Source organism: Rhizobium sp. Leaf453, from assembly GCF_001425605.1.
Lineage (GTDB): Bacteria > Pseudomonadota > Alphaproteobacteria > Rhizobiales > Rhizobiaceae > Pararhizobium.
In genome coordinates this window covers 394965-395379 of record NZ_LMRG01000012.1, presented here as the reverse complement: position 1 = coordinate 395379, position 415 = coordinate 394965, and the positions used below count along the sequence as shown (strand labels likewise).

Here is a 415-nt window from a genome sequence, read left to right as displayed (position 1 = left end):
TCCATTGTCCGAGAGATGCTCGATTGCGTGCGGGGCTCTCGTTGCTGTGAACCGCTTCTCGACCGCCTCCAGCATCATGTCGCGCACGTCCGAGCCGGAGATGCCCGCGTTGGCGACCGCCGTCCAGGCGATGATCTCCCGGTCGAAGGCGTCGATGATGAAGGCGAGACGGATGACCTCGCCGTTCCAGCAGGTGAACTCCAGACCGTCGGAGCACCAGCGCAAGTTCGAGCGCATGACCATCACCTTGCCGTCGTGGAGGCGGCCCTTGCGAACGGCCGTATGCTTCTCCAGCAACATGGCGTGGTTGCCCATGATGCGATGAACCCGCTTGGCGTTGACGACAGGCTTGTCGGCGGCTCGCCTTTCGCGATTGAGGAGCGCGGCGATCCGCCGATAGCCATAGGTTGGCCTT

The 415-nt window shown here is 63.4% G+C and carries 1 protein-coding gene; it reads right to left on the bottom strand.

The annotated features are described in order from the left end of the window. Positions 1 to 415: DDE-type integrase/transposase/recombinase (locus tag ASG68_RS32460; protein WP_244484243.1), on the bottom strand; the 415-nt coding region annotated here is incomplete at both ends.